Here is a 4,316-nt window from a genome sequence, read left to right as displayed (position 1 = left end):
CTGAATGGAAGAAATACTATTTGGCATCGGTATCAGCGCTTTGGCTGGCGCTCTTGCCACTGTAGCTGGCGCTGCGGAGGACACTGAATCTGATATCGGATCACAGGGTGACCCGAACTCACAGGTTCAGCTGGCTCCGCAGATGGGGTATATTCACAGGATCTACAATAAAGCAGTATCCGGTGAACCCCCTGCGTACGGTCTATGGGTGGCATTAGCTGCCGGAATTGCCTGGGCGTTGATGGCGATTCAGTACAATGCGATTCTTGCTCTCATCATTGGTTCTGCGGTTGCAGTCTTTGTGCAGGGCGTGTACGCCACGACTGCATATCTCGGTCGTACTGCAAGTCTCGCAAAATTTGAACAGCCAGTTTATATCGATATATTAAAATCGGTTACAACTGTGACTATGGCCCACGCATTCGTGGCGGTTTTCACCACTGTTACTATGTGTTTCCTTATCATCGAGGCCCTGGGACACCCGTTCCCGTTGCCATTGATGGGTCTTGTATGGGGAATTGCACTTGGAGCAGCAGGGTCTGCAACTGGTAACCCGTTCTATGGAAAAGAACGCCAGTATCAGAATTACCCCTTCGGTGCAGGGTTACCTATCTCCGCATCCGGTGACATCGTCCGGTATGCAGAGGCAGGACAGAGAAGTTCACTTGACAATGGATGGTTCACATCCAAGGGAGCAGGTCCCGCATCCGGTATCTGTTTCGGTCTTATCGTGTTCTTCGAGTTATGGCGTACCATTCTCTTCGAGCCATTCGCAGCAGGCTGGGGAGCAGTGATCGCCGGTGTCGTAATCATCATCGTCTTCATGGTCATCGACCGCTTTGTCGAGACATGGGCACGCAAGACCTACGGCCCGTATACTACAGAAACAGCAACAGAAGAGGAGGCAACAGCATGAGTGCATTAGGTGGCGGTTCAGCTGGTGGAGAGGGTATTAACCCGGCTGCATCACTGGTCGCACTGGTTATCGTACTTGCATCGGTTGGTATTGCCTATGCTCTCTACCCGGCAGCACTCATTCCCCTTATCGGCGTCATCATCGGTGGCATGCTCATCTCCTTTGGTGTGCACTTTGTCCCGGTCGGTGGTGCTCCGGCAGCAATGGGCCAGGCACCCGGTATCGCTACCGGTGTGGCAATGCTCGCTGCCGGTGGTGGCCTTGCAGGTCTCTTCGGAGGCGCATGGGCAGCTGAGATGGGCCTTTGGGTCGCACTCGGTGCAGGCGCAGTCGGCGGCGGTCTCCTGATGGCAATTACCTGTCTGATGGTGAACGTTGTCTACGTCTATTCAATGGGTATTCCCGCTGCATCCGGAAAGGTCGACAAAGACCCCATTACCGGTGACACTTACGATGGATACAGATCTCAGGGAACTGAGGGTCACGGACTTCCGTTCATCTCCTACGTTGGCGGTGTGATTGGTGGTACCTTAGCCGGTCTTGGCGGTACGCTCATCTACCTTGAACTTCTCGCAGTCTATGAAGAGGCACTTCCAACAGTCCTCGGCATGACTCCTGAAGGCATGTCCACGCTTGCCGTATCCCTTGCAGGTATCTTTGCAGTCGGTATGTTCCTTGTAGCAGCAGTACTTACCGCGTACAACATTACCGGTACAATCGAAGGTCCCCACGACCCGAAGTTCAAGAGATGGCCCCGCGCAGTAATCGGATCGTCTGCAGCATGTGCAGCCTGCGGTCTTGTTGCTATTCTTCTGGTGGTAATCTGAGGTGTTAGAGAATGTCAGTTAAAATTGAAGCATCAGAAGGCGGAATGGATCACAATACCATGCTTGGTATTGGGCTCATTGGCGCACTGGTCTGTATCTATCTGGTCTACCTCAATACCCTGATGTCAACTGAAGTCTTCGCCTTCTTTGGCGGGATTGCGGCTATCATCGCACTCTGGTGGGGTACTGACTCAATCAAGAACCTCTGCAGCTATGGTCTCGGTACTGGTGTACCGTCCGCAGGTATGATCGCGCTTGGTTCCGGTGTTGTTGCCATGCTCTTTGCAACAAAACTCGCAGGAATCAATCCACTTCTCGTGCCTGTCGGCTGTGTCGTTGTTGCAGCAATCCTCGGAGCAATCCTCGGATTCATTTCAGACAAGGTTCTCAACATGAACATCCCGGTGATGACCCGCATGATTGCAGAGCTTACCGTTGTCGGTTCACTGACAATGCTCGGCTTCACTGCAATGGTTGCAGGCACCTTCTCATTCGGAGACCTCATCACCAGCACAACATCAGTTCTCGGTGTTGAACTTGCAAGCTACGCATCATCCGTTATCGGCGGATGTGTGCTCGCAACAATCTTCATGCTCGGTGCAATCGCAATCCAGCACCCATTCAATGCATGTCTCGGCCCCAATGAATCATGGGACCGCACACAGATGTGCGCAATTGAGTGCGGTGCTCTGAGCATGATCGGCGTTGCAGTCATGTCACTTGCATTCCTCTCGCTTCCCGCAGTCGTCATCTCATTCGTTATTTCCATCATCCTCTGGGGATGGTCCTACAGTGAGTTGATCAAGCTCTCGAAGCGTGATGCATTTGCATGGCTTGACTCGCAGCCTATCCGTGAAGTCGGAGGTGAACAGTAATGGGATATATCCAGGTACTGCCTGAGTATGGTCTCGTCGCTGACCCTATGATTGGACTCGTAACCACCGCAGGGGCATCCCTCGGTCCGGTTGTTGAGCGTGTCGATAAACTCGACAAGGTTGCTGATGACATTGTTAACATGCTCTCGGGAGAAGGAGAATTCCTTGTATCGTTCCCCGGGAGAGGCGAAGCCCTGCTCTATGCAGGCGCTGTCACGGCAATGTGGTATGGTCTTGCGGTCGGACTTTTCATCGCGGGGATAGTCGCGTTTGGATTCTTATGAGGTGATAAGATATGGCAAATAAGAAATCACCGGCCTCAGGCTGGCCAGTTATCCAGGGCGATTACATCTCCGGCAGTGCAGAGAGCTGTGTTGCAGTCTGTTCATTTGGTTCTCACCTTGACGAACAGGGTGTCTGTGACGCAGGCGCTGCTATCTGTGGTTCCTGTAAGACAGAGAACCTCGGTCTTGAGAAGCTGATTGCAAACACCATCTCAAATCCGAACATCCGTTTCATCGTCTTCTGCGGAACAGAAGTGAAAGGTCACTTATCCGGCCAGTCACTGAAGGCCCTGCACGAAAATGGTGTCGAAGGCGGTAAGATCGTCGGTTCCAATGGTGCTATCGCATTCATCGAGAACCTTGACGCAGCCGCCATCGGGCGCTTCCAGGAGCAGGTCGAGATCATCGACATCATGGAAAGCGAAGACATGGGTGCGATCACCGCAAAAATCAACGAATGTGCAGGGAAAGACCCCGGTGCATTCGACGCAGACCCGATGGTAATCGAGGTCAGCGCCGATGAAGGCGGTGCAGAGAGTACAGAGGGTGTCGAAGCTGTGATGTCCGCTGAACTTGCCCTGATTCATGCCCGGATGAAGACAATCCAGATGATGGTCACAGACATGGGATACCGTAACCGCTATGCAGCGGGTGTCTATTCCGGTAAAGTTGAGGGAGTAATGATCGGACTGATCGTATCGTTTGTCCTTTTGGGCTTCCTTCTGATGGGGTGATATAAATGACAGATGAAAAACAACCCACAACAATCCGTACTGCAGCGATTGATGGCATGATGTCTGATATCACGTACAAAGGGCAGATTCTTGCACGTACCAACAAGCTTGACTCTGCAATTAGTGCCAGCGGTATCATCGGATTTTCTATCGGTCTGGTCATTTCTATCGTCCTTGTGATGGTACCTGTATTATTAATGGGAGGTATCTGAAATGGCAGATAAGAAATCCCCGGCCTCAGGCTGGCCGGTTATCCAGGGCGATTATATCTCCGGCAGTGCAGAGAGCTGTGTTGCAGTCTGTTCATTTGGTTCTCACCTTGACGAACAGGGTGTCTGTGACGCAGGCGCTGGTATCTGTGGTTCCTGTAAGACAGAGAACCTTGGACTTGAGAAGCTGATTGCAAACACCATCTCAAATCCGAACATCCGTTTCATCATCTTCTGCGGAACTGAAGTGAAAGGTCACTTATCCGGCCAGTCACTGAAGGCCCTGCACGCAAATGGTGTCGAAGGCGGTAAGATCGTCGGTTCCAATGGTGCTATTGCATTCATTGAAAACCTTAACACAGCCGCAATCGAGCGCTTCCAGGAGCAGGTCGAAATAGTCGACATCATGGAAAGCGAAGACATGGGTGCGATCACCGCAAAAATCAACGAATGTGCAGGGAAAGACCCCGG

Annotated in this window: 7 protein-coding genes; all 7 read left to right on the top strand. The window is 52.1% G+C overall.

Going from position 1 to position 4,316, the window contains the following annotated elements; translation table 11 throughout:
- Window positions 1-4: 4 nt before the first annotated feature.
- Window positions 5-916 (top strand): tetrahydromethanopterin S-methyltransferase subunit E, encoded by a 912-nt coding sequence (mtrE, locus tag MKMG_RS10835; RefSeq protein ID WP_165077921.1) that lies wholly within the window; start codon window positions 5-7, stop codon window positions 914-916.
- Window positions 913-1,743, top strand: coding sequence for a tetrahydromethanopterin S-methyltransferase subunit D (gene mtrD / locus MKMG_RS10830; RefSeq protein WP_165077920.1), 831 nt, complete (start codon window positions 913-915; stop codon window positions 1,741-1,743). The genes mtrE and mtrD overlap by 4 nt, the downstream gene beginning before the upstream one ends.
- Window positions 1,744-1,754: 11 nt before the next feature.
- Window positions 1,755-2,618: a tetrahydromethanopterin S-methyltransferase subunit MtrC gene (gene mtrC, locus MKMG_RS10825; RefSeq protein ID WP_165077918.1), complete on the top strand. Its 864-nt coding sequence runs from the start codon at window positions 1,755-1,757 to the stop codon at window positions 2,616-2,618.
- Window positions 2,618-2,902, top strand: coding sequence for a tetrahydromethanopterin S-methyltransferase subunit MtrB (gene mtrB, locus MKMG_RS10820; protein WP_165077916.1), 285 nt, complete (start codon window positions 2,618-2,620; stop codon window positions 2,900-2,902). The genes mtrC and mtrB overlap by 1 nt, the downstream gene beginning before the upstream one ends.
- Before the next feature lie 11 nt (window positions 2,903-2,913).
- Window positions 2,914-3,636 carry a tetrahydromethanopterin S-methyltransferase subunit A gene (gene mtrA, locus MKMG_RS10815; protein WP_165077915.1) on the top strand — a complete coding sequence of 241 codons (723 nt, stop codon included), beginning with the start codon at window positions 2,914-2,916 and terminating at the stop codon, window positions 3,634-3,636.
- Window positions 3,637-3,641: 5 nt separating this feature from the next.
- Window positions 3,642-3,848 carry a tetrahydromethanopterin S-methyltransferase subunit F gene (locus MKMG_RS10810; protein WP_165077913.1) on the top strand — a complete coding sequence of 69 codons (207 nt, stop codon included), beginning with the start codon at window positions 3,642-3,644 and terminating at the stop codon, window positions 3,846-3,848.
- A 1-nt stretch (window position 3,849) separates the two neighbouring features.
- The coding region (locus MKMG_RS10805) for a tetrahydromethanopterin S-methyltransferase subunit A (RefSeq protein ID WP_165077911.1) at window positions 3,850-4,316 on the top strand (467 nt) is incomplete at its 3' end.

The organism is Methanogenium sp. MK-MG (genome assembly GCF_009914725.1).
GTDB lineage: Archaea > Halobacteriota > Methanomicrobia > Methanomicrobiales > Methanomicrobiaceae > Methanogenium.
This window is presented reverse-complemented; position numbering and strand designations above follow the sequence as displayed.

Coding starts and splice junctions, on each gene's coding strand:
- mtrE (WP_165077921.1), top strand. CDS start 5: ATGGAAGAAATACTATTTGGCATCGGTATCAGCGCTTTGGCTGGCGCT.
- MKMG_RS10810 (WP_165077913.1), top strand. CDS start 3,642: ATGACAGATGAAAAACAACCCACAACAATCCGTACTGCAGCGATTGAT.
- mtrA (WP_165077915.1), top strand. CDS start 2,914: ATGGCAAATAAGAAATCACCGGCCTCAGGCTGGCCAGTTATCCAGGGC.
- mtrB (WP_165077916.1), top strand. CDS start 2,618: ATGGGATATATCCAGGTACTGCCTGAGTATGGTCTCGTCGCTGACCCT.
- mtrC (WP_165077918.1), top strand. CDS start 1,755: ATGTCAGTTAAAATTGAAGCATCAGAAGGCGGAATGGATCACAATACC.
- mtrD (WP_165077920.1), top strand. CDS start 913: ATGAGTGCATTAGGTGGCGGTTCAGCTGGTGGAGAGGGTATTAACCCG.